The sequence below is a fragment of the Paraburkholderia phytofirmans PsJN genome (assembly GCF_000020125.1).
Lineage (GTDB): Bacteria > Pseudomonadota > Gammaproteobacteria > Burkholderiales > Burkholderiaceae > Paraburkholderia > Paraburkholderia phytofirmans.
Genome location: NC_010676.1, coordinates 501848 through 526124, shown reverse-complemented (window position 1 = coordinate 526124; position 24277 = coordinate 501848). Strand labels below are relative to the sequence as shown.

19 protein-coding genes are annotated in these 24277 nt (G+C 62.6%); 9 read left to right on the top strand and 10 right to left on the bottom strand.

Going from position 1 to position 24277, the window contains the following annotated elements; all coding sequences use genetic code 11:
• Positions 1-439: 439 nt before the first annotated feature.
• From BPHYT_RS22135 to BPHYT_RS22115, 5 genes are all read left to right on the top strand, one after another.
• The gene (locus tag BPHYT_RS22135) at positions 440-1201 is read left to right on the top strand and encodes a 3-oxoacyl-ACP reductase (RefSeq protein ID WP_012426347.1); all 762 of its coding nucleotides are present in this window, start codon (positions 440-442) and stop codon (positions 1199-1201) included.
• A gap of 351 nt (positions 1202-1552) precedes the next feature.
• Positions 1553-2941, top strand: a complete 1389-nt coding sequence (locus tag BPHYT_RS22130) for an FAD-binding oxidoreductase (protein ID WP_012426346.1) — start codon at positions 1553-1555, stop codon at positions 2939-2941.
• A gap of 214 nt (positions 2942-3155) precedes the next feature.
• Positions 3156-3746: a BPSL1445 family SYLF domain-containing lipoprotein gene (locus tag BPHYT_RS22125; RefSeq protein ID WP_012426345.1), complete on the top strand. Its 591-nt coding sequence runs from the start codon at positions 3156-3158 to the stop codon at positions 3744-3746.
• A 269-nt stretch (positions 3747-4015) separates the two neighbouring features.
• Positions 4016-5503 carry a SulP family inorganic anion transporter gene (locus tag BPHYT_RS22120; RefSeq protein WP_012426344.1) on the top strand — a complete coding sequence of 496 codons (1488 nt, stop codon included), beginning with the start codon at positions 4016-4018 and terminating at the stop codon, positions 5501-5503.
• Positions 5504-5664: 161 nt separating this feature from the next.
• Entirely contained in the window at positions 5665-6111 is a 447-nt protein-coding gene (locus BPHYT_RS22115) for a response regulator (RefSeq protein WP_012426343.1), read from the top strand.
• A 30-nt stretch (positions 6112-6141) separates the two neighbouring features.
• Here BPHYT_RS22115 and BPHYT_RS22110 read toward each other — a convergent pair whose 3' ends face one another.
• Together BPHYT_RS22110 and BPHYT_RS22105 are read right to left on the bottom strand one after the other, a co-directional pair.
• Positions 6142-7701: a methyl-accepting chemotaxis protein gene (locus BPHYT_RS22110; protein WP_012426342.1), complete on the bottom strand. Its 1560-nt coding sequence runs from the start codon at positions 7699-7701 to the stop codon at positions 6142-6144.
• A 316-nt stretch (positions 7702-8017) separates the two neighbouring features.
• Positions 8018-8557 (bottom strand): YbaK/EbsC family protein, encoded by a 540-nt coding sequence (locus BPHYT_RS22105; protein ID WP_012426341.1) that lies wholly within the window; start codon positions 8555-8557, stop codon positions 8018-8020.
• Positions 8558-8830: 273 nt separating this feature from the next.
• Between BPHYT_RS22105 and BPHYT_RS22100 the strand changes: the two genes are divergently transcribed.
• Positions 8831-10162 carry a YihY/virulence factor BrkB family protein gene (locus BPHYT_RS22100; protein WP_012426340.1) on the top strand — a complete coding sequence of 444 codons (1332 nt, stop codon included), beginning with the start codon at positions 8831-8833 and terminating at the stop codon, positions 10160-10162.
• Between the two features lie 418 nt (positions 10163-10580).
• Positions 10581-11762, top strand: a complete 1182-nt coding sequence (locus tag BPHYT_RS22095) for a porin (protein ID WP_012426339.1) — start codon at positions 10581-10583, stop codon at positions 11760-11762.
• Between the two features lie 224 nt (positions 11763-11986).
• On the opposite strand, the gene BPHYT_RS22090 is transcribed toward BPHYT_RS22095, so the two are convergent.
• The 8 genes from BPHYT_RS22090 to BPHYT_RS38315 all read right to left on the bottom strand — a co-directional run bounded on the left by BPHYT_RS22090 (position 11987) and on the right by BPHYT_RS38315 (position 21524).
• Positions 11987-12859: a proteasome-type protease gene (locus tag BPHYT_RS22090; RefSeq protein WP_012426338.1), complete on the bottom strand. Its 873-nt coding sequence runs from the start codon at positions 12857-12859 to the stop codon at positions 11987-11989.
• A gap of 173 nt (positions 12860-13032) precedes the next feature.
• Positions 13033-13833, bottom strand: a complete 801-nt coding sequence (locus BPHYT_RS22085) for a transglutaminase family protein (RefSeq protein ID WP_012426337.1) — start codon at positions 13831-13833, stop codon at positions 13033-13035.
• 12 nt (positions 13834-13845) lie between these two features.
• The gene (locus BPHYT_RS22080) at positions 13846-14796 is read right to left on the bottom strand and encodes an alpha-E domain-containing protein (RefSeq protein WP_012426336.1); all 951 of its coding nucleotides are present in this window, start codon (positions 14794-14796) and stop codon (positions 13846-13848) included.
• Between the two features lie 164 nt (positions 14797-14960).
• Positions 14961-16370: a circularly permuted type 2 ATP-grasp protein gene (locus BPHYT_RS22075; RefSeq protein WP_012426335.1), complete on the bottom strand. Its 1410-nt coding sequence runs from the start codon at positions 16368-16370 to the stop codon at positions 14961-14963.
• 404 nt (positions 16371-16774) lie between these two features.
• Positions 16775-17227 (bottom strand): HU family DNA-binding protein, encoded by a 453-nt coding sequence (locus BPHYT_RS22070; RefSeq protein ID WP_012426334.1) that lies wholly within the window; start codon positions 17225-17227, stop codon positions 16775-16777.
• 514 nt (positions 17228-17741) lie between these two features.
• Complete coding sequence (pdxR, locus tag BPHYT_RS22065; protein WP_012426333.1) at positions 17742-19214, bottom strand: MocR-like pyridoxine biosynthesis transcription factor PdxR; 1473 nt, start codon at positions 19212-19214, stop codon at positions 17742-17744.
• Between the two features lie 218 nt (positions 19215-19432).
• A complete protein-coding gene (locus tag BPHYT_RS22060; RefSeq protein ID WP_012426332.1) occupies positions 19433-20974 on the bottom strand; it encodes a peptide MFS transporter in 1542 nt (513 codons plus the stop codon).
• A gap of 151 nt (positions 20975-21125) precedes the next feature.
• A complete protein-coding gene (locus BPHYT_RS38315; protein ID WP_148225138.1) occupies positions 21126-21524 on the bottom strand; it encodes a hypothetical protein in 399 nt (132 codons plus the stop codon).
• Between the two features lie 373 nt (positions 21525-21897).
• Here BPHYT_RS38315 and BPHYT_RS22055 point away from each other — a divergent pair, with 373 nt between their 5' ends.
• Positions 21898-22470, top strand: coding sequence for a cupin domain-containing protein (locus BPHYT_RS22055; protein ID WP_012426331.1), 573 nt, complete (start codon positions 21898-21900; stop codon positions 22468-22470).
• Between the two features lie 181 nt (positions 22471-22651).
• Positions 22652-24268: a peptide ABC transporter substrate-binding protein gene (locus BPHYT_RS22050; RefSeq protein WP_012426330.1), complete on the top strand. Its 1617-nt coding sequence runs from the start codon at positions 22652-22654 to the stop codon at positions 24266-24268.
• Positions 24269-24277 lie beyond the last annotated feature (9 nt).

The window sequence follows — 24277 nt, the reverse complement described above, 5'->3', positions numbered from 1 at the left end:
TGATTTGCGCATCGGAACTGTCAGAGATCGTCAACTGCCGGCTTTATAGAAGAGGGGATAATTCATGCCTTTAGATATGCACTCCAAACTATTATTCTTTTACATCCACCTTGATCGACTCGATCAGACGAATCAAGCGACCGGATTCAAATGCATCACTTACGTGCGTATCCGAACAAAAAAGATAAATTGCGCATGCACGAGTGCGCGCAATCACACAGACGGCGCAACCCCCGGACTATTTACCTGCGCCATAATCACCTGCCAACCAGAGCAACGCACAAAACCGTCGAGTGAATAAAAGCATTCAGTCATCGGATCGGCCGCCACTCCCTTTCTGAATTCGTTCGCGCTATATGCGCCATCGCACGGACCGGGTGCGAATTCCGTTTCGGGCGACAATACGAGCATCGCAACTCCACCGGCAACGGGAAAACAGATGCTTCTATCCGAACAATGGGTGCTGGTCACGGGCGGCGCTCGCGGACTCGGCGCGGCGATCACGCGCGCGCTGGTGCGCGAAGGCGCAAGCGTGGTCGTCAACTACCGCAACAGCGAAACATCGGCGCTCGCCCTGAAAGACGAATTCGGCGACCGGGTGTTGCCACTTCGAGCGGACGTCACGGACGCGGCCGCCGTCGTGCGCCTGTTTGACAAAGCGCAGACGCGAACCGGCCAACCCATTGTGTCCGTGGTCAACAACGCACTGGCCGACTTCCAGTTCGACGGCGACGCTCGCCCAAAAATCGACTCCATCGCCTGGGCGCGTTTCCAGCAGCAACTCGACGGTTCGCTCAAAGGCGCGCTCAATACGATCCAGACGGCCGTCACCGGCATGCGTTCGCGTGGGTTCGGCCGCATCGTCAACGTGGGCACCAATCTGTTTCAGAACCCCGTCGTTCCCTATCACGACTACACGGCGGCGAAAGCGGCGCTGTTGTCGCTCACGCGCACCGCTGCTCACGATCTCGGTCCGGACGGCATCACGGTGAACATGGTGTCGGGCGGACTGCTGCGCACCACCGACGCGAGCGCGGCCACGCCGGAATTCGTCTTCGAGCTGATCGCGAGTTCCACGCCGGTGCGCCGCGTCACGACACCGGAAGAATTCGCGGATGCGGTGCTGTTCTTCCTGTCGCCGTGGTCACGCGCGGTGACCGGCCAGAACCTGATCGTCGACGGCGGCCTCGTGAAGGGCTAAGCGTTCGCTCTCCACTCGCGCGCCTCCCACGCGCGGGAGAGCCGCACTGTGAAGTGTCGCTGCGCACCCACCACGCGGCGGCGCAACCAACACTTTCCCGCAGTATCTTTTTCCGAAGCATTTCCACCATCCGTGGCGCCGGACGGGTTATTGCCACCGGTAAGGCTCGCGCAAGCTTGTCGCGCCAGCGCTCCCGCCCAATCGGTAAAAAACGCGGGTTTACCTCTGTTTGACTTCAGGAGGCAGGCTCGTTTACTGGACGCAAAACAAGCCTTCAGGACACTTCCAATTTGCTTTGGTCAGCTGAATAGTGTTCTGCGAATCTCTTCCACTATCTCAGGAGATTGAGCCATGGTTAATGTGTCCAGCAGCGCCGTCGACGAATTGAAAACCGCCATGCGCGGCCAGGTTCTGTTGCCCGGCGACGCGGCCTTCGACGAAGCGCGCAGTATCTGGAATGCGATGATCGACCGGCACCCTGCGATCATCCTGCGTTGCGCGGGCGTTGCCGACATACGCCAGGGTGTGGCCTTCGCGCGCGATAACGGCCTGCCGCTCGCGATTCGCGGCGGCGGCCACAACATCGGCGGCAGCGCATTGTGCAACGACGGCGTCGTGCTCGACCTGTCGCAGATGAAATCGGTGCAGATCGATCCCACGGCACGTCGCGCGTATGTCGAACCGGGCGCGACGCTGCACGATTTCGATCATGAAGCGCAGGCCTTCGGGCTCGCCACGCCGCTCGGCATCAACTCGACCACCGGTGTCGCGGGCCTGACGCTCGGCGGCGGCTTCGGCTGGCTGAGCCGCAGATATGGCATGACGGTGGACAACCTGGTCTCGGCCGACGTCGTCACCGCCGAAGGCGAACTGGTCCACGCAAGCGCCGATTCGCACGAAGACCTGTTCTGGGCGATACGCGGCGGCGGCGGCAATTTCGGCGTCGTCACGCGCTTCGAGTTCGCCCTGCATCCGGTCGGGCCGCTGGTGTACGGCGGCCTCGTGGTCCTGCCGATCGAGCAGGCAAGGGACGCTCTGCTCAAATACCGCGCGGCGAACGCCACGATGCCGAAGGAACTGAGCGTGTGGGCCGTGCTGCGGCTCGCGCCGCCGTTGCCGTTCCTGCCGCCCGAAGTCCACGGCAAGCCGGTGATCGTCTTCGCAATGTGCTATACCGGCGCCGTTGAAAGCGGTCCATCCACGGTGGAATTCGTGCGCGCCTTCGGAACGCCGCTCGGCGAACATCTCGGACCGATGCCGTATGTCATGTGGCAACAGGCGTTCGACCCGCTGCTCACGCCGGGCGCGCGCAACTACTGGAAATCGCACAACCTCGTCGACATCCCGGACGGCCTCATCGACGCGCTGCTCCGCTCAATCGACAACCTGCCGTCGCCGCAATGCGAGATTTTCTTCGGGCAGATCGGCAAGCAGACCCAAAGCGTTCCCGTCGAGGCCACCGCCTATTCGAGCCGCAACACGGTGTACGCGATGAACGTGCACGGCCGCTGGGACGATGCGAGCGACGACGCCCGCTGCGTCGGCTGGGCCCGCGCATTTTTCGATGCCGCGGCGCCGTTCGCGCTGGGCAGCGTCTACGTCAACTTCATGACAGAAGAAGAAGGCGGACGCGTCGCCGATGCGTACGGGCCGAACTACGAACGCCTCGTCGCTGTAAAAAACCGCTACGATCCACGCAATCTGTTCCGCCACAACCAGAACATCCGGCCGTCGGCGTAGTCAGAGATCGCCAGGCAACGGGCGCCGGTATTTCGCGCGCGCTGCCGCCAAACGGGTGCGGGTCCCGCCGTGAACACGCGCACGGCGGGACCGGGCACGCTACGTGCTGGTTAGCAATTGACGTACGGGCTTGTCGGCGTCACGCCCTTACCGCCTGAATGGAAAACGAACAACGCCACTTTCATCACGCCAATAACGCAAAAGGAAAACAATCATGCGCAGACGACAATTCATCATGACCACCAGCGCCGCGCTCGCCACTGCGGGGCTCGGCCTTGCCGGCTGCACGACGACGTCGCCGTCCTCGAGCGCATCGCCTTCGGCCAATGCCGGCAAGCGGGACAGCATTAACGCGGGGGTCGATTCCACGCTGTCGCGTCTCTACGAAAACGTCACCGGCTCGCGTGAACTGGTCGCCAAGGCACGCGGCGTTCTGGTGTTCCCGAACGTCATTTCGGCGGGCTTCTGGATCGGCGGCCAATACGGCGAAGGCGCATTGCGCGTGGGTGGCCGCACGGCGGGTTATTACAGCACGGTCGCGGGTTCGTTCGGTTTGCAGATCGGCGCGCAATCCAAGGCCCTCATCTTCCTGTTCATGACGCAGGAGGCACTCGACAAATTCACGAGCAGCCAGGGCTGGGCAGCCGGCGCGGACGCCACCGTCGCTTTGCTGAAGGTCGGCGCGAACGGCGCAGTCGATACCTCGACCGCCACGAGCCCGGTCGAAGCGTTTGTGTTGACGAACGGTGGCCTGATGGCCGGCGTGTCGCTCGAGGGCACCAAGGTTTCGCGTCTGATGATCTGAATCTGAATCTGAATCTGAGCGCGCACGCGCATTGCCGGACAGCCGCTTCGCCGGCTGTCCGGCAGCTCCGGCATCTCTCCAACGCGCGGTGCGACAGTTGCCGCCGCCTCACCCGCCTCCCGGTGATCCACATCGCACTGCTGTAAAATCCACGCTTTTTGCAATCTTGCCCGGCCAACGTTGCGCTCAGGCCGGGACACTCATCTGTCCGCAAACGCACGTCTCGCTTGCATGCACGCCGTTAGCCCGGACTTCCCACCTCGCTGAAGATGAACACCGCTCGTCCCTCTCATGGCTGGCTCGCCACGCTGCCCGGCATCAAAAGCAATGTCCTCGCAGGACTCACTTCTTCGTTCGCGCTGGTGCCGGAATGCATCGCCTTCGCGCTGGTCGCCCATCTCAATCCGTTGATGGGCCTGTACGGCGCCTTCTCCATTTGCGCCATCACGGCGTTGTTCGGCGGACGGCCCGGCATGATCTCCGGAGCCGCCGGTTCGATGGCGGTGGTCATCGTGGCGCTCGTCGTGCAACACGGTGCGCAATATTTGCTTGCCACGGTGATTCTCAGCGGCATCCTGATGGTGCTGTTCGGCGCGCTGCGGCTCGGCAAACTGATCCGCATGGTCCCGCATCCGGTGATGCTCGGCTTCGTCAACGGACTGGCGATCATCATCGCGATGGCGCAACTCGCGCACTTCAGGCAGAGCACGCCGCAAGGCGAACAATGGCTGCACGGCAGCGCGCTGCTCCTGATGTGCGGACTCGTCGCGCTGACCATGGCGATCGTCTATCTGCTGCCGCGGCTCACGCGCGCTGCGCCGCCCGCGCTGGTGGCGATTGTCGGCGTGGGTCTCTTCACGCAGTGGCTGCACGTGCCGACCCGCACGCTCGGCGACATGGCGCACATTGCGGGCGGTCTGCCGGGTCTGCATATGCCGGACGTCCCGCTGAATCTGGACACGCTGCACGTCGTGCTGCCCTACGCGGTGCTGATGGCGGTTGTCGGTCTGCTGGAAACGCTGCTCACCTTCAATCTGACCGATGAAATCACCGAAACGCGCGGCCAGCCGAATCGTGAATGCCTCGCGCTCGGCGCCGCGAATATCGCCTCGGGTCTGTTCGGCGGCATGGGCGGATGCGCCATGATCGGCCAGACCATGATCAATCTGAATTCAGGCGGCCGCTCGCGCCTGTCGGGCATCGTCAGCGGCGTGATGATCCTGATGTACATCCTGTTCCTGTCGCCGCTGATCGAACGCATTCCGCTGGCGGCGCTGGTGGGCGTGATGTTCGTCGTGGCGCAACAGACTTTCGCGTGGGGCTCGCTGCGAGTGCTGGGCAAAGTGCCGCGCAACGACGCGCTGGTGATCGTGGCAGTTACCATCATCACCGTGTTTTCCGATCTGGCGATCGCCGTGTTGTGCGGCATCGTGATCGCCGCGTTCAACTTTGCGTGGCAGCACGCCCGTGAAATTCACGCGCACGTCGAAGATCGCGCCGGCGACAAGACCTACGCGCCGCGCGGCACGCTGTTTTTCGCATCGACCACGCGTTTTCACGAGCTTTTCGATCCGGTAAAAGATCCCGCGCGCGTCACGGTCGACTGCCGCGATCTGCTGCTGGCCGATCATTCCGCGCTTGCGGCATTGCAAGGCCTGGTCGAACGCTATCGAAAAGCCGGCAAGGAATTACGTATGAAGAATTTGTCCGATCGCAACAAACGGCTGCTAAGTCGCGCTGGTATTGCGCTGGCTTGACGGACCGGGTGACGCACACCCGAATCGTTGCGCGCGCAACCTGACGGATTAACAACGCGAATTGGCGCCTGGTGCAAACACTGACCCAAGGTAATATTTCCCGAGATCACCGTTTTTTCGTACTACAGTAGACGTTCTGCGTGCAGTCTTCGGAGGCCACCGTGACACGGCGCGTATCGCTCGACGACGAAACCGAGTTTGCCATCTGGAAACGCAGAAGCACCGCGGATAGCGGGCCGTCGCATCGCATCCTGATAGGACATCGCGACAAGGCCATCGGCGAATCGCTCGTGCTGTCGCTTTCGCTTAAGGGTTACGAAGCGATCTACGCCGCCGATCTGATCAAGGTGCAAAGTTTTCTGAAGTGGTGGAAGCCGCACGCGGTTTTACTCGACACGCGGCTCGACTCCGTTTCCAGCTACGAATTCGCGCGCGCCGCGCGCGCGGAACGATCCAACGCCGACGTCCTGATTCTGGCCATGAGCAACGTCTGGCCGCTCGACCCGGTCAGCCTGCTGAAAGACGCCGGTTTCGACGGCCATTGCCGGCGCCCCTGCTCACTATGGCGCGTGGCGGATATCCTCGAACATCACTTCGCCCGGCAGTGAGCGGCCGCTCACTGCCCTCTTACCGGCTAGTCAGCGAGTTTCCGGCAGCGTGAACACGGCAATCGCCGCGCTGAGCTGTCCGGTCTGCGCCTTCAGCACATCCGCCGACGCGCTTGCTTCTTCCACCAGCGCCGCGTTCTGCTGGGTCGTCTGATCCATGCTCGCCACCGCGATATTGACCTGCTCGATGCCCGAGCTTTGCTCCACCGAAGCCGCGCTGATCTCGCCCATGATGTCCGTCACGCGCCGCACCGCCTGCACGACTTCATGCATGGTTTCGCCGGCGCGGCTCACGTACTGCGAGCCGCCTTCGATCTGCGCCGCGGACTCTTCGATCAGCGTCTTGATCTCCTTCGCGGCCGCCGCGCTGCGCTGCGCGAGGCTGCGCACTTCGCCCGCGACCACCGCGAAGCCTCGTCCTTCCTCGCCGGCGCGCGCTGCTTCGACCGCCGCGTTCAAAGCAAGAATATTGGTCTGAAACGCAATCCCCTCGATCACGCCGATGATGTCGCCGATCCGATGCGACGACTGCGAAATGCCGCGCATCGTCTCGACCACCTGGTCGACCACTTCGCCGCCGCGCGCCGCCGTCTCCGACGCGTTATGCGCTAACTGGCTCGCCTGCTTCGCGTTGTCGGCGTTTTGCTTCACGGTCGCGGTGATCTGCTCCATGCTCGACGCGGTTTCGCCGAGCGCAGTGGCCTGCTGCTCGGTGCGGCGCGACAGGTCCGCATTGCCGGCGGCGATTTCGTTGGAGACTGTCGAGATCAGCGTCGCGCCGCCGCGAATCTGTGTGATCGCGTGTGCGAGGCGCTGCTGCATGCGCTGCATCGCGGCGAGCAGGCTGGTGTCGTCGCCGGCCTTGGTGTCCACGATCACGTCGAGCTCACCGTCGGCGATGCGCGCGGCGATCTGCGCCGCGTATGCCGGCTCGCCGCCGAGTTGCCGCAAGATGCTGCGCAGGATCACGCCGATCACGAGCGACACCACCAGGCACAGCAGCAACGCGGCGCCTACGTACTGGACGAGCGTGGTGTAGAACGCGGCGTCGATATCGTCGGTGAAAACGCCGGTGACGATCGTCCAGTCCCAGGGCTTGTACAGCCGCACGTAATTGATCTTCGGCGCCATTTCGTTGGAGCCCGGTTTCAGGAATTGCAGGTGGATGAAGCCTTCGCCTTCGCGCTGGGCGAGATCGGAGCCGTCCTTGAACACATGACGCCCTTGCGGATCCGTGAAGCCGCTCATGTCCTTGCCTTCGAGGTCGGCCCGCACGCCGTGCATCAGCACGCGGGCGTGCGCGTCTTCGATCACGAGATAGCCGCCTGCGCCGTCGTAGCGCATCGCGCGCAGATCGGCCATTGCCGTGCGTTGCGCGTCGGCGAGCGGCATCGAACCCGCGGCGACCAGGCCGTTATAGCGATCCAGCACGCTGTAGGCGACGCTGACCACGCTCTTCAGTTCGGCCTGACGATCGGCGATCATCGTGTCGCGTGTTTTGAAAGCGCCCCACAGGCCGATTGCCAGAATACCCATGCACATGACTGCCAGCGCGAGCCAAAGCCGCACCTTCAGGCGAAACCGTTCCATCTCCGTATCCCTTTGTACTTTGTCGTCGACGCGCCGCCCGCGGCGGACGCCACGGCGGTTCATGTCACTCTTTGGATTAACGGCGGAACGGGGGAAAACTTCAGACTTTGCCGGTCGGCTTCGAGCGCCGGGCCCAGGCAAGTGCGGGGCAGGCCCTGACCGGAGTGCTGACCTGGGTGACTTCGATTAGACGTTGACACGGCTCGCGCCCGCTTACTCGCTGACGCAGTTCACGCCGCTCGCTAAAGGACACGCGTGCAGCAGCGCCCTTCGCTCAAATGATTCGTGATGTCGTGCTTGCGGATCGAACCGGGTCTTACTCCGCCGGCAGCGTCAGCGCGGCAACTTCGCAGCGCGGCCACTGCCGCAATACGTCAGGCGACAGCAACAACTTGGCCGCTCGCACGCCCGCGCCCATGACGATCTGGGTCCGCTCCATGACGGCGGCATCGACGAGAATGCGCCAGTCGTCCGGCAGGCCGAAGGCCGTGATACCGCCGAACTCCATGCCGCTGTGCTCGACCGCCGCCTCGCGCTTAGCGAAAGAAAGCCGCTGCGCGCCCAGCGCCGCCTTCACGGCGCCGTTGATGTCGAGCCGCAGCGAACCTAGCGAGACCACCGCCGCGTAATGCTCGGCGCCCTCTTTCTTGTAGCGGATCACGATCGTGTTCGCGCAGTCTTCCAGGCCGAAACCGTAACGCTCGCTGAATGCGGCGGTATCCGACGCGTCGTCGGTGACGGAGAAAACCGTGACGCCTTGCGCCGGCAATTGTTCGACCACATGCGCAGGCAAATGCGCGCCCAATTGTTCCGCTGCAATGACGTCCAGCCGCTGTACGAGTTCGTGCGAGTGCATAGTGAGCAATGTGTATGAGGATCCCTCCGCATTCTAACGGCACACCTCGCCCGAGGTGCGCTGACCGCGCCGGCACGCAGGCGGCGCGCGCCGGTCGCGCTTGTTATAGTGACAGGCTGACAGGCACAAGGTTTGCGAAAGGCTTGGACGCGAAGACCGCGGCGAACTGCGACGAACTGCGGCGAAGCTGCCTGATCCGTCCGCACATACCCGGTCCGCACCCGCCACCTCGTATTGCCCGCGCGGCGCCAGTACCCATTGGGAAACACGACCATGGACATCGACACGCTTTCCGCCGAGAACCTCCAGCAGGTGGCCCGCAAGCAGGCCAACTGGGCCATCGGCGCCTTCAAACAGTTTGCCGAAAACCGCTGCGCGGCCATGGCCGCCAGCATCGCGTTCTATGCGGCGTTTTCACTCGCGCCCACGCTGGTGATGGTGATCGCCGTGGCCGGCTGGTTCTTCGGCGCCGAGGCCGCGCGTGGCGAGTTGTTCAATCACATCCACGGATTGCTCGGCGACCAGGCCGCCGCGGGCGTCCAGACCATCGTCGAGAACGCGCATCACAGCGGCAGCGCCGGCGGTATTGCTGCAGTGATTTCGCTCGTGACGCTGGTAATCGGCGCCTCTGCGACATTTTCGTCGCTCAATAGCGCACTCAATATCGTCTGGCCCAATACCGGGCCGCGTTCGTCGAGCGTGATCGCGCTGGTACGCGTGCGTCTGATTTCATTTGGACTGGTGCTGGGCGTCGCGTTCCTGCTGATCGTGTCGCTGGTGCTCGATACGGTGATCACCTTCGTCGGCAAATGGCTCTGGGGCGACTCCCCGTATATCGTGATCGGCAATCTTCTCCAACTCGGCGTCGGCTTGCTCGTGCTGGCGTTCGCCTTCGCCGGCTTGCTCAAGTTTCTGCCGGATGCCCGCGTGCGCTGGCGAGATGCGTTCGTCGGCGGGATAGTCGCGGCCGTGCTGTTTTCGGCGGGCAAGAAGCTGTTCGCGCTGTATCTCGCGCACGCCGGCATGGCCACCTCGTTCGGCGCGGCCGGTTCGCTCGCCGTGTTGCTGATGTGGCTTTACTTCTCCGCCGCCGTGCTGCTGCTCGGCGCGGAATTCTCGGCGGCGCGCGGGCGCATGCACGATCCGCGCGGCGGCTGGGGCATGCAGAACGACACGCCGCCCGGCAGCCGCGCCAAGCTTGCGTCTGTACTGGCGGCATCGACCGTTGCCGCGGATGCGGTGCCGCACGCCGACGCGCAAGCGAACGGACGCGCCGCGTCGGACGACGCCACGCGCAGCCCCGCCTTGCGCGCCGCGAAAGCCGTAGCGCTCGACGGCGCGGCGCCGCCGGCAACGTTCCGGGCGCGAGCCGAAAACAGGCCGTCGGCGCGGGCGACGGCGCTCAAGGTCGGCCGTACGGTCGTGCTCGCCGAAGCGCAAGCGACGCGCATCGCCGCCGTCACGCTGATCGAAGCAAGCCGCAAGGCCGTTGCGGCCGACCGCTACGTGAGGCGGCATCCGTGGACTTCGGTGCTCTTCGCGGCGACCGCCGGACTCGCTGCAGCGATGGTCACGCGCCGCCATACCGGCAACAACGAACGCTAAGGCCTCGAGTCGCAGCCAGCCAAGGCCTTGCGGGCCGCACCTGCAGGCTTGACGGATGTGCCTGCCCAGAACGACGAAAACCTGTCCAGCGACTCCGTCAAGCACGATCCGGCTCGATTTTTATGGAAACGCTACAAAACGAGCCGAAAAATTAGATAACTTCATTACATTCCGCATACAAATCAGTGTCGAAAGTACACGTATTTGAGTACTCACTGTCATCAAAACAACAATAATGCTGAGTCAACGAATAAATGTTGCTGAAACTGAAATAATCGTTAACGCGCTTTAAATACAAGGCTTTGCGTGGTTTGTCAGTTTTTGGAGACACTCTTTTTTTTCCAGTTCTTGCCGATTGACGCGGTGAGCTATTCTCCTTTCCGCAACAAAGAAACTAATCATCTGCGTGGAGAAATGGATGAAACGAATCGCACTGTCTACCCTCTCGCTGGCGCTCCTGAGCGCCACTGGCGTGGCACATGCTCAAAGCAGCGTGACCCTGTACGGTTTGATCGATGAATCGATCCAGTACGCTCACAACACCGTCGACACGAACGGCAAGAACTCGAATCAAGTTGGCCTGGTCGGCGGCAACCTGCAAGGTCCGCGTTTCGGCTTGAAAGGCACGGAAGACCTCGGCGGTGGCCTGAAGGCGATCTTCCAGTTGGAAAACGGCTTTGACGTGAACACCGGCAAGCTGGGTCAAGGCGGCCGCATGTTCGGTCGTCAAGCCTACGTCGGCCTGACGGGTGATCAGTGGGGTACGTTCACGCTGGGTCGTCAATACGACCCGCTGGTCGACCTGGTTCAGCCGCTGACGGCTGACAACTACTTCGGCTCCACGTTCACCACGCCGGGCGACGTCGACAACAACGACAACTCCTCGCGCACGAACAGCGCCATCAAGTACACCTCGCCGGTGTGGAGCGGCTTCCAGTTCGAAGGCATGTACGCTCTGGGCGGCGTGGCTGGCGCAACGGGTTCGGGTCAATCGTGGTCGGGTGCTGCAACGTACGCAACGGGCCCGTTCAGCGTGGCTGCAGGCTACTTCCGCCTGGACAACGGCAACACGCTGGCTAGCCGCACGTCGGCAGGCGCGGTGGGCTGGAACGGCAGCACGTCGGACGGCACGTTCGACAACCAGGTCAACGGCGCATACGCCGCGGCCAAGTCGATCGGCATCGCTTCGGTCGCTGTGCAATATGTGGCAGGCCCGTTCACGGCCAACCTGCGTTACAGCAATGCACAGTACAAGCCGGATGCAAATTCGGGCTTCGGTTCGACCGAGAAGTACAACATCGGCGGCGCATACCTGGGTTACCAGGCAACGCCGGCCATGCTGGTTGGCGTGGGCTACATCTACACCAAGGCTAGCGGCGATTCGAGCGCAACGTATCACCAGGTTTCCCTGGGCGGCGACTACAACCTGTCGAAGCGCACGGACGTCTACCTGGTCGGCGCATACCAGCACGCAAGCGGCCAGCAACGTACGTCGGGCGGCGGTCTGGTCGACGCAGGCGCGGCAATCGGTTCGTACGGCTACAACTCGGCTTCCAGCTCGCAAGAACTGGTCAGCCTGGGCATCCGCCACAAGTTCTAATCGAACTTGACGGACTGCTGAAGCAACACGCAGTTGAAGACCAGCCACGGGCGAAAGCCTGTGGCTGGTTTTTTTTTCGTCCGGCGTTCTTCGACTCTTCTGGACCAGCCAATGAAAAAGGCCGCCAGCAAGCCCGATTCAGGCTCCTGACGACCTTTCGTGTACTGGCTTCCGCGAAGCCCCACGTCACGCTGCCCCGAACGCAAGCGGCGGCGACTTCCGGCTTACTTCCGCTGCGCTTTGCCCCGCTCCGCCTGCGCCAACGTCTGCGCGGGTTTCGCATCGAGTTCATGCTCGATGCCATCGGCGCCCACCGGCGCGCGGTGCAGCACCAGTGCCCGCTCCCGCTGCAGCAGCGGCACATTCGGCGATTCCTGCCAGTCCGGATCGGGAATCTCGCCGAACACCTGACGCAGCCGCTCGCCCCACGTCCGGTGAATCATCTCGAAGTACGCGTTGTCGTGATCAATCGAGACGAAGCGCGTAACGTGCAGCGTGTCCTTCTGGTAGACCAGCAGATCGAGCGGCAAGCCGACCGACAGATTCGAGCGCAGCGTCGAGTCCATGGAGATCAGCGCGCATTTGGCGGCTTCGTCGAGCGGTGTGGACGGCGTCAACACGCGGTCGATGATCGGCTTGCCGTATTTGGCCTCGCCGATCTGGAAATACGGATTCACCGCCGACGCCTCGATGAAATTGCCCGCCGCGTAAATCATGAACAGGCGCGGCCGGTTGCCCGCGATCTGCCCGCCTAGAATGAAACTGCAATTGAAGTCGACGCCGAATTCCTGCAACGCCTCCGCCTCGCGCTGATGCACGCAACGCACCGCGCGGCCGATCACGCGGGCCGCGTCGGCCATGGTCGGCGCGTTCCAGAGCGTGGGCAGGGAAGGATCCGTGGGCTCGGACAGCTCGTGCAGCACCGCTTGAGTCAGCGACAGATTGCCGGCGCCCAGCAGCGTGAGCATACGCTCGCCCGGCTGCTCGAACACCGACATCTTGCGCGCGGTGCTGATGTGATCGACGCCCGCGTTGGTGCGCGTGTCCGAGAGGAACACGAGACCGTCGTCGACGGACATCGCGACACAGTAAGTCATAAGAAAAGTTACCCGCAAAAAACAACTGAACGGCGCTATTGTAAAGCGGCGCGCATGCGCCTCTATCCCGTTATATGCCGATTATCGGCCGTTGCGGGCCTATTCTGAATGGCGATATGAGGGCTGGCGCTCGCAGGCGCCATTAGAGCCGTCTCTGCAGGCCGCCCTCGTCTCTATTGTGACTGTTGCCCGCTGACCGTCACGGACACTTTGAGCTGTTCTTCCAGCCCGCCGATACGCCGGCCACGCACCGGCGCGGCCGCTTCATAGTCGCGCGCAACGGCGAGGCGGCAGTAGAGTTCGCTGGCAAACGCGGCATGGGTGACGTCGATGGAAATCCAGCCCTTGCCGTCGACCCACACGTCGACCCATGCATGGCTCGCGCCGTGCGTGACCTCGCCGGGTTCGATATAGCCGCTCACGTAGCGCGCCGGAATGCCGCGTGCGCGGCAGCAGGCGAGCATCAGATGCGCGTGGTCCTGACATACGCCGTTGCCGAGCGCGAGCGCCTCGGCGGCCGTGCTAGTGACTTCGGTAATGCCCGTGTTGTACTTCACGCGCTGCACGATCTGTTCGGCGAGCGCGATCAGATTCGCCGAGCTGCTCAGGCTCGGCACTGATTCGGCCAGTTCACGGACCGCCGCATCGGCCTCGGTCAAGCGCGTCGAACAGGTGAAATGCTCGAGCGGAATCGGCCCGACCGCGTCGGGCAAATGGCCGTCGATCAGCGGGATCGTGTCCACTTCGCCGGCCACGTGCAGACGAATCTCGCTATGCGGCTTGTTGATGACCAGCGTGTGCAGCACGTTGCCGTAAGCGTCGAAAGTCGCGTCGAGCTTGCCCGGCGCGTCGATGGCCCAGCGCCGCACGACCTGCGAGGCGCCGCTTGCCGGCGTCAGCCGCAGTTGCTGGATCGAATAATGGACAGTCGCTTCGTAGCGATAGGACGTGTCGTGGCGGATCGTCAGGTACATAAAGAAACTCCGTCAGGCGACTGGCAACATCAGATAGGTACGCGCAACCAGATTGCCCAGCTCGAACACGCGAGCGAGGAACTGTGTCAGATAGGCGTGCAGGCCGGCTTCGAAAATCTGCCGGATGTCGGAGTAGACGAGTTCGGCGCGCAGCTTGCCGGCGAACCGTTCGCACTGATTCGAGCCGGAGGTGCGCAGCATCGCCAGATTCACGCAGACGCCTTCGAGCGACGCCAGCAGCGAACGCGGCATCTGCTGATTCAGGATCATCAGTTCGACCACGCGCGCCGGCGTGACGACATCGCGATACACCTTGCGATAGATCTCCAGCGCCGACACCGAACTCAGGATCGAGGTCCAGTAATAGAAGTCTTCGAGCTGGCGCGCGGCATCGCGTGAATTCGGTTCGACGTCGGCAAAGCGCACGTCGAGAATCCGCGCGGTGTTGTCGGCGCGTTCGAGGAAAGTGCCGAGCTGCGTGAAGAAGAACGCGTCGTCCTGCAGCGCGGTGCCGATCGTCACGCCGCGCGACAGATGCGAGCGGAACTTGACCCACTCGAACAGCGCGCCCGGATTGCTCGCGGCCTGGCCGGACGAAGCGCGCTCATTGAATTCGAGCCATGTATCGTTGATGGTTTCCCACCACTCGGTCGTCAACGTGCCGCGCACGGCGCGGGCGTTTTCGCGCGCGGCTTGCAGACACGAATGGATACTCGACGGATTGGTCGCATCGGCCACCATGAAATCGAGCACGTTTTCGCGAGTCGGTTCGTCGTGGCGCTGCGCAAACGCGGTTTCGAGTTCGGAGATGCGCAGCACCGAGCGTTGCGCGCGCGCCTCCTGGTCGGGCGTCTGCGGCAACAGCAGCGCCTTCAGGTTGATATCGAGCATGCGGGCGGTGTTCTCCGCGCGCTCCATGTAGCGGGCCATCCAGAAAAGGTGATCGGCGGTTCGGCTTAGCATGACGGCGTTCCGTATCTGATGACGCGAGGCCTCGTCGAAGTAAGAGGCTCGCGCTGGTTATCCGTGTGCGCCGGCGGCGCGCGTGTTACGTCTCACGTGCTGCCCGGCGCGTTGGGTTGCAGGCGCGGTTGCGTGAAGCTTGTGCGACCGCATCGGCAACCGCGTCAGTCGACCATCCACGTATCTTTGGTCCCGCCTCCCTGCGACGAATTGACGACGAGCGAGCCCTCCTGCAACGCCACCCGCGTGAGTCCGCCGGCGACCATCGTGACGGTCTTGCCGGACAGCACGAACGGACGCAAGTCGATATGACGCGGCGCGATGCCGGCTTCGACGAAGGTCGGACATGCTGAGAGCGCGAGCGTGGGCTGCGCGATGTACCCCGCCGGACGCGCGATCAGACGCTCGCGGAACGACTCGATTTCGGCTTTCGTCGAAGCCGGTCCGACGAGCATGCCGTAGCCACCCGCGCCGTGCACTTCCTTCACCACCAGTTCCGGCAAATGCGCGAGCGTGTACGCCAGATCGTCGGGCTTGCGGCACTGGAACGTGGGCACGTTGTTGAGGATCGGCTTCTCGCCGAGGTAAAACTCGATCATTTCCGGCACGTACGGGTAGATCGATTTGTCGTCGGCGATGCCAGTGCCCATCGCGTTCGCGAGCGCCACGCGGCCCGCGCGATACGCAGTCAGGAGACCCGGCACGCCGAGCGCCGAGTCGTTACGGAAAGCGAGCGGGTCGAGAAAATCGTCGTCGACGCGGCGGTAGATCACGTCGACGCGTTTCGGTCCTTGCGTGGTGCGCATGAACACATAGTTGTCGTCGACGAACAGATCCTTGCCTTCCACCAGCTCCACGCCCATCTGCTGCGCGAGGAACGTATGCTCGAAATACGCGGAGTTGTACATGCCCGGCGTGAGCACCACCACGACTGGATCGTCGACGCCTTCGGGCGCGACCGAGCGCAGCGTATCGAGCAACAGATCGGGATAATGCGCGACCGGCGCAATGCGGTTCTGCACGAACAGCTCGGGGAAAAGCCGCATCATCATCTTGCGGTTTTCGAGCATATAGGAGACGCCCGACGGCACCCGCAGGTTGTCTTCGAGCACGTAGAACTCGCCCTCGTCGCCCGCTCGCACCACGTCGACGCCGGCGATATGCGCGTAAACACCGAGCGGCACATTCACGCCCTGCATTTCAGGCCGGTATTGCGCATTGGTGTAGACCTGCTCGGCCGGCACAATGCCGGCGCGCACGATATTGCGGTCGTGATAGACGTCGTGAATGAACAGATTGAGCGCCTGCACGCGCTGACGCAAACCGGCCTCGAGCGTCTGCCATTCACCGCGCGGAATGATGCGCGGAATCAGGTCGAATGGGATCAGCCGCTCGGTGCCGGACAGATCGCCGTTCACCGCGAAGGTGATGCCGACCCGGCGAAACAGCAGGTCGGCTTCCGCACGCTTGCGTGCGATCGCTTCGTTGCCCTGCTTCACCAGCCACCGCTCAAAGCGCGCGTAGTGTGGCCGCACGGCATCGTCATGATGACGCATCTCGTCATAGCATCGCATGTCACGCCCCGCTCTTGTTGTCGGATAGAAGGCGAATGCGCTGCGCATTCGGTGTTCGACAATCGATCAAGCAAGCGCTATGCCATTGAGCTTTCCACGTACTAAACCGCTTGCATGCACGCGAATAGCGCATCCCGGCCGGCATGGCTTCGCTGCCATCGTACTGCGGCGGCCCATGATGCGCTAGTACAGTGCATACGTGGCACCGTGGTGCACCGATAGAGCAGGAGATGCAAGGTGCTCCGCGAAATCTCAACGCGCTGCGAACGTACACAAAAAATCCCCGTGGACTTTCACCCACGGGGATTCAGACAACATGTACAGCGGATCGTCCCGAGGAAATGTCCCTCGGGCCGTCTCACGCGTCAACCATTGTTAAAACAGCGGCGACGCGCGAAACGCGATCAGCCTGCAGCAGCGTCTTTCAGCTTCTTCAGCGGACGTGCCTTGATGCGCACGCTAGCCGGCTTGGCCGGGAACCAACGCTCTTCGCCCGAGAACGGGTCTTTGCCGAAGCGCTTCTTCTTCGCCGGGACAGCTTGCACGACGATCTTCAGAAGACCCGACAGCGTGAATTCGCCAGCGCCCTTCTTGTGCACGGCGCCGAGGATCGTGTCTTCGAGCGCAGCCAGAACAGCCTTGGCGGTCTTCGGTTCCACAGCAGCGCGTTCAGCGACGTGTGCAGCCAGCGAGGCCTTCGTGAAGGTGTCCTTGATCGGCGCCGGAGCGCTGGACGCCTTCACGGCGACCTTCTTAGCTGCGACGGCCTTCTTCGCAGGAACTTTCTTTGCAGCAACCTTCTTGGCGGGTACCGGGGCAGCAGCCTTCTTGGCCACCTTTTTTGCGGAAGTCGGCATGTTTCTCCTACCTGTTGTGGTCAGTGAATTGCACGAAGCGCACACCGTATGTGCACGCTTCAACGCCGGATTCTACAAGCGCTAATGCGATTTGCGCGACTCTTTTATGTATAACAGCGAAGGTTTGTTGCGCGGCGCAGACTGCGCAACACATTTTGATGCTTGTTTTAGCGGGTAAACGTGCGTCGAGGGGCCGGGCAACACGAACACGTAACGTACGTTACAAGTCATTTCGATGCATGAATAACGGCACTTTCTGCGCTTGGGCATCGTCGGCGGATCGCTCGATGATCGCGAAAAACACTTCATGGCTCGCACGTCATGTACTTTCACGCGGCGGAAAAAACACGCCTCCTGCAGCGAAAAACGCTGCAGGGGGAGGCCAATCTCGCCCTGCGACAGAAAATCGCGGGCGGCACTCAAAACAGTTTTACTGCCGACTGACGTGTTTGAGATCGTGTTCGCGTTGGCCTGCACCTTCTTGATTTAGACCAACACCACGTGCGTCGCGGGCCTATTGCGTGAGCCGCGGCAGGATGCCGGCGAGCTTGGTGAGCGCGGCATCGATGTGCTCGACCGCGATATTGCCGTAGCCGAACATCAGGCCCGGCTGCGGCTTCGCGCGGACATAAAACGGCGCGAGTCCATACAAGCCGATCGACGCTTCACGCGCCGCGCTCACCACCGCTTCTTCCGTCAGCGGCGCTTTCAGACGGGCCGCCATGTGGATGCCGGCGGTCGGCACGATCGGTTCGAACCAGGGTGCGAGGCCGCCATGCAGATGATCGAGCAGCATCGCGCGGCGCGCCGCGTAGGTCTTGTGCATGCGCCGCAGATGTTTGGCGAATTCGCCGTTGAGCATGAACGACGCGAGCGCCGTTTGCGTGAGCGTGCAGCCGTGCCAGTCGCCGATCTGGCGCGCCTTGATGAGCGGACCGTAGAGCGAGGCCGGGGGCACCACATAGCCGACGCGCAGTTCCGGAAAGATCGTCTTCGAAAACGTGCCGACGTAGGCGACCAGTCCGGCGCGGTCGAGGCTTTTGAGCGGCTCCATCGGGCGTCCTTCGAAACGGTACTCGCAGTCGTAGTCGTCCTCGATGATCACCGCGCCGCGTTTCTGCGCCCATTCGAGCAACTCGACGCGACGCTCGAGGCTCATCGGCATGCCGAGCGGAAACTGATGCGAAGGCGTCACGTAGACGAGCCGCGCCTTGTCCGGCAGCTTGCTGACGATCAGGCCTTCCGCATCCACCGGCACGGGCACCACGCGCGCGCCGGTCGCCTTCAGGCACGCATGCGCCGGCAAATAAGCGGGGTCCTCGATCGCCGCGACTTCGCCGGCGCGCAATGAGATACGCGCCAGCAGATCGAGCGCGTGCTGCGCGCCTTGCGTGACGATCACGTCTTCCCAGTTGCTCGAGACGGCGCGGTTGAAGGCCAGGTAGCGCGAGATCGCGAGGCGCAGCTCCTGCTCGCCGGCCGTATCGCGATAGATGCCGGGACCGCGCGCTTGCGCACGCAACGCGTGGTTCACGCAGCGGCGCCAGATGTCGAAGGGAAACAGCGTCTTATCGGTCGCGCCGCCGACGAAGTCTTGCGGCGACGCCACCGAAGGCTTCGGCAGAGGCAAGCTCTCGGGCATCTCGTCCCACAGCGGCTGGGCGCGCGCGGCGGCTTTCGCCCTGGCCCGTTCGCGCGACGACTCCGCGGCCCGCGCATGCGCGGAGCGCTCCACCGGCAGACGCTCCAGACCGTCAGCGACGAAAGTGCCCGAGCCGCCGCGCGCGCTCAGATAGCCTTCGGAGAGCAGCCGCTCGAACACGTCGAGCGTGGTCTTGCGCGACACGCCCAGTTGCGTGGCGAGCTCACGCGTGGACGGCAGACGCGTGCCGCCCGCGAGCCGGCCTTCGAGAATGCCCGCGCGCAACTGCCGATAGATCTGGCCGGACAGATCGTGATGACCTTCGACCGCGATATGGATTTCCATCCGGGTGGCTACCTTGAGTGTCTGGGAAACGGTTCGTTGGAAAGACCAATGGCAACCGTTAGCTTACCTCCGGCGGTTCTATCCCATGAACACCTTGGACACTTGAGCGCGCGGCGCTTCCAGATACAAAAATGGCGCGCCTTGCGTTGCGAGGCGCGCCATTTCTGTTTTACCGGCGCACATCATGGCGTGCGCCGCGTTCGTCGATCAGAGCTTGATTACTCCGCCACCGCCCCATTCAACGCCGCCGTTTGCCGCGCGCTCTCACGCGCCTCGTCGCTGCAACGCTGATGTTCACGCGAGAGCTTGCGCATCAACGGCAGCAACAGAACCGCCACCAGCGCGCCCACCGCCGCGAGCCAGCCGAGGCCCGTAAACAGCTTGGTATACAGCGGCAACGATTCCAGCGGATCCATATCGCCCGCCGGCATCTGCGCGAAATTCGCCACCACGCTGCCCAGATATTGCGACACGCCGGTCGCCACGAAGTAAGCGCCCATCATGAAACCGCTCATGCGCGCCGGCACGTAGCGCGCGATCATCGCGAGCCCCAGCCCGCTCACCAGCAATTCGCCGAGCGAATACAGACCGTAGCCGCCCACCATGAACCACGACGACACGCGTCCGTTCACCGCATAGTTGCCGCTCGCCGCATAGACGAAGAAGCCGGCCGCCACCACCGCGAAGCCGAACGCATACTTGACCGCCACCGGCACGTCCTTGCCGCTCTTCGCGAGCTTCGTGTACAGCAGCGCGAGCAGTGGACTCAGCAACATGATCCAGATCGGGTTGAGTGCCTGGAATTGCGCGGCGCTCCACGTGAACCACGTCTGGCCGAACAGAATGAAACGCGGATCGACGTTGCGCAACGCGAACAGCGTGAGCGACGTCGACATCTGCACATAGAACACGAAAAAGAGGATCACCTGCGCGGTCAGGATCAGCGCGGCGACGAGCCCAGAACGCTCCGAGCGTTCGCACTTCATCAGCATGTAGCCGAAGATCGCGAGAATCGCGACGCCCGCCGTGTACACGCAGGCCACCGCGATCGCCTTGTGCTGCAGCACGAACATGGTCGCCGCGCCGAGCGCGAGGCCGCCCAGCGCCACCGCGCCGACGCGCTTCCAGCGCACCGGTTCGGCGTCCGGCGCGGAGCCGATATGCGCGAGCGTACGGAACATGATGAAGTAGTTCAGCATCGACAACAGCATCCCCGCGCAGCACACGGCGAAGGCCGTATGCCAGCCCCAATGGTCCTTGATCCACGGCGTGGCGAGCATCGACACCGTCGAGCCGATGTTGACCGCCATGTAGTAGATCGTGAATGCGCTGTCGATACGCGCGTCGTCGCCTTCATAAATGCGTCGCACGAGATTCGCGGCGTTGGCCTTGAAGAGGCCGTTGCCGACCACGATCACGCCGAGCGACGCATACATATAGGCAAGCTGGTCGTTGGGCAGCGCCAGCATGAAATAGCCGACGGACAGCACGCCGGCGCCGAAGATCATCGTGCGCCGCGCGCCGAGAATCTTGTCGCCGATCCAGCCGCCGATCGACGGCGACGCGTACACCAGCGCCGTGAATGCGCCCCACGTGAGCGTGGCGTGGCTGTCGGTGAACTGCAGCTTGTCGATCATGAACAGCACGAGCAGCGCGGCCATGCCGTAATAGCCGAAGCGCTCCCACATCTCGATCAGAAAGACCGTCGAAAACGAACGGGTCTGCGAGACGCGTGCGCCCGCCGGAGTGGTTGAATTCATCGTGTACCTCTTGTTCAAACGGTTGCGGCGTCGCGCGAACTGGCCGCGCGGCGCGTGAAACGGAATCTGGAAAGACAGTCGGCGAAGCGTGCGTCCTCATGCGGATGCAGCAGGCGCACAGACGCAGCGCGTTAGCGCGCTTATCCGCACGTTAAAGCGCCAAACCAGCAGATAAACCAGGGGATGGGATCGAAGCCTGTCTCGCGAAACGCTCCGCGGCAAGTCCTATTGGGCGACACTGCGCCACACCGGGCTCGGACTCCGGCATGCGGAGCGGGCTCAATGATAAAGCATCGCGACGAACGGAGATTTCGAGGGCGGCACAGCGCGGCGTTGCTATACGGCGGCAGGCGGAAAGCCCGCGGCGGAAAAAATCGGCAGTGATGGTCATGTCCTTGCGCCGGCCGCCGTTCGGTTGGAACGTGCCGGACAGTGTTCCGCCGCGCAGGATCGCTGCGGGCGAAATGATAAACAGCGGCCGGATTCGCGTGTGATGGTGTCCACATGCGCGCCCGTCCGCAAGCGGGCCTGATTCTGCAAACAGAAACATCCCAAGTCACTCAGGGAATTCACTGAGCCTGCGTCGATTACATGCCATTACGCCCATATGATTTCGCCGAATCGGTGCGTGCCGGCGCAAATAGCCTTTAGTGTCATACGCTTAACCGTCTCGATACTCATATTGCATAACCGCGTCTATCAGCGTGCATACTGCAATCGTCACTCCGATTGTTCGTCGTTTCCAGAAATAAACAGTCGTTTTAGCCGGGGTTAGTTTCGATTCTGGCAACATAGAGTGCTGTCTCGAAATGTGGTCACTCGCAACCACATGGGGCTGAAAAGCCTGCAGTCCCGCCCAAGACCGCAATCAAACCATATTTACTTATATCAAACAAATTTTGACGGGCTAATTTCCTCCTGCTATGGTCACGACAATTCAAAAAAGCAATCCGGCACTAGAAATCGGCAGCAAGATCCGCGCGCTGCGCCAACGGCTCAAGCGCACGCTGGATGACACGGCAACCGCGGCGGGAATCTCCAAGCCGTTTTTGTCGCAAGTCGAGCGCGGGCTGGCGTCACCGTCCATTACGTCGTTGGCCGGGATCGCTCACGCACTCGGCGTCACGGTGCAGTATTTCGTCGACACACCCAGCGAGGAACGCTGTGTGAGCCGGGGCGATCAGTTGAAGTTTTTCGGTTTTGCGGACTCGGCCAATCTGTTTGCGCGGCTGACCAACCTGACGGGCGGCCGTCAGCTCGAAGCGATCCTGGTGAGGATGCCGCCCGGGCAGAAGCGCTCCGAAGTGACCACGCATGCCGGAGAAGAGTTTGTTTATGTGATCGACGGCGAAGTGTCGTTGACGCTGGAAGGCAAGACGTTCGTGTTGCACGCGGGAGACAGCGCGCATTACGAATCAACGGTGCCGCACAGCTGGGTGAACACCGCGCGCATCGAGTCGGTGGTCGTCTGGGTGGGCACACCGAGACTGTTCTAAAAAGCAGGCACCTTATCCGGTTGAGCCGGCGAGGGATTGCCTGCATTACGCAATGTAAGGAATCCTGCATGTCGCGCTACCATCACGAGCAACAAGGGCCGCCCTGGCCCGGGCAACGCAGCTAAACCGGCGCCCTGGCGCCAGCGCGTTTCTCTCTCGACCTTTCCTGCGATCTCAACCGATGAAAACCCCGTTCGTCTACACGACGGCGCTGGCCGCGCTCGTCCTCACGTTTGCCCCTTCCGCTTTCGCCGTCACGGTGCCGCCTGGCGTCACGCTTGCCGCCAGCCAGGAGATGACCCGCCAGGTGCCGGGCGAAACCGAATCGCTCGACCCCGCGCATATCGAATCGTGGACCGGCAACACGATCGGCCTCGACCTGTTCGAAGGGCTGACGCGCATGGACGCGAGCGGCGCGATCGTGCCGGGCGTCGCCGAGTCGTGGTCGCGCAGCGGGCCGAATACATGGGTTTTCAAGTTGCGCCACGATGCGCGCTGGAGCAACGGCCAGCCGGTCACGGCGTCCGACTTCGTCTACTCGTGGCAACGCGTGCTCGATCCGAAGACGGGTTCGAAATACACGGTGCTGGTCGAATTCGTGAAGAACGCCAAGGCGATTCTCGCCGGCAAGGCGCCGCTTTCGAGCCTCGGCGTGCGCGCCGTCGATCCGTACACGCTCGAAGTCACGACCGAAGTGCCCGCCACATTCTTCCCGCAGCTCACGGCCATGGCGACGATGACGCCGGTCAACCGCGCGGTCGTGACGAAGTTCGACGGCGATTGGACCCGTCCGGGCAACTTCGTGGGCAATGGCCCGTATGCACTGACCGACTGGCAGCCGAGCAACCGTCTGGTGGCCACCAAAAGCCCGACGTACTGGAATAACGGCAAGGTCGTGATCACGAAAGTGACCTACCTGCCGATCGAAAACGACGAAACGGCCATGCGCATGTACCAGGCCGGCCAGTTCGACTACACGTATTCGATTCCGTCAGGCGTCTATTCACAAGTGAGCAAGCAGTTCGGCCCCGAGCTGAAGACCGGCCTGCAGATCGCCACGTACTACTACAGCCTGAATAACGACGACCCTGCCTTCAAAGATAAACGCGTGCGCCAGGCGCTCGCGATGGTGCTCGACCGCGACCTGCTGACCAAGCGTCTGACAGCCGACGGCGAAGTGCCGATGTACGGCCTGATCGCCAAAGGCACCGAAGGTTCAGGTGTCTTCACGCCGGAGTGGGCGAACTGGCCGATGGCCAAGCGCGTCGACTACGCGCGCAACCTGCTGAAGACCGCGGGCTATTCGGACGCGAAGCCGCTGACGTTCACGCTCACCTACAACACCAACGACCTGCACAAGAAAGTCGCGCTGTTCGCCACCTCGGAATGGCGCACCAAGCTCGGCGTGACCGCCAAGCTCGAAAACGTCGAATACAAGGTGCTGCTCAAGCAACGCCACGACGGCAAGGTGCAGGCCTCCCGCGACGGCTGGTTCGTCGACTACAACGACGCCAACTCGTTTTTCGATCTGATCCGCTGCAACAGCGTCCAGAACGACCAGCACTACTGCAACCCGCAAGTCGACAAGCTGATCGACGAAGGCAACCAGCAGCTCGACGACGCGAAGCGCACCGCGTTGTTCACGCAGGCGCACGATCTGGCCATGAACGATTACCCCGTGGTATCGCTCTTCCAGTACTCGGCCGACCGGCTGGTCAAGTCGTACGTTGGCGGCTATAAGCCGACCAACTACCTCGACATGCGCGCCACGCAAGACATGTATCTGACCAAGCACTAAACGCGGGGA